1 protein-coding gene is annotated in these 698 nt (G+C 72.2%); it reads right to left on the bottom strand.

Annotated elements, in window-relative coordinates; all coding sequences use genetic code 11:
* Window positions 1–698, bottom strand: a 698-nt coding sequence (locus ACTOQ1_RS42895; RefSeq protein ID WP_440074376.1) for an ATP-binding protein, incomplete at both ends; no start/stop codon positions are given.

Genomic DNA, 698 nt, shown 5'->3' with positions numbered 1-698 from the left:
GGCCCCGACGGGGTGCGCATGGCGGTGAGCGTGCCGGGTGCGGGCAGGAAGTTGCGGCCGGCGTCCTCGGCGTTGATGCGGAACTCGATCGAGTGGCCGCGCACCGCCGGGTCGGTGTAGCCCAGCGGTTCTCCGTCGGCGACGCGGAACATCTCCCGTACCAGGTCGATGCCCGTCACCTCCTCGGAGACCGGGTGCTCGACCTGCAGGCGGGTGTTGACCTCCAGGAAGGAGATCGTGCCGTCCTGGCCCACCAGGAACTCGCACGTGCCCGCCCCGACGTAGCCCGCCTCGCGCAGGATCGCCTTGGAGCCGGTGTAGAGGATCTCGAGCTGCTCGGGCGACAGGAACGGCGCCGGGGCCTCCTCGACCAGCTTCTGGTGGCGCCGCTGCAGCGAGCAGTCGCGGGTGGACACCACGACCACGGTGCCGTGGGCGTCGGCCAGGCACTGGGTCTCCACGTGCCGCGGCCGGTCGAGATAGCGCTCGACGAAGCACTCGCCCCTGCCGAACGCGGTGACGGCCTCGCGGACCGCGCTGTCATACAGGTCCGGGATCTCCTCCAGGGTGCGCGCGACCTTCAGCCCGCGCCCGCCGCCGCCGTACGCGGCCTTGATCGCGATCGGCAGGCCGTGCTCGCGCGCGAAGGCGACGACCTCCTCGCTCCCGGAGACCGGATCCCTGGTGCCCGCCACCAG

It is taken from the genome of Streptosporangium sp. OZ121 (assembly GCF_051918885.1).
In the GTDB taxonomy this organism is placed as follows: Bacteria; Actinomycetota; Actinomycetes; order Streptosporangiales; family Streptosporangiaceae; genus Streptosporangium.
Note: the sequence above shows the minus strand (reverse complement) of the source record. Positions and strands in the feature narration are given on the sequence as shown.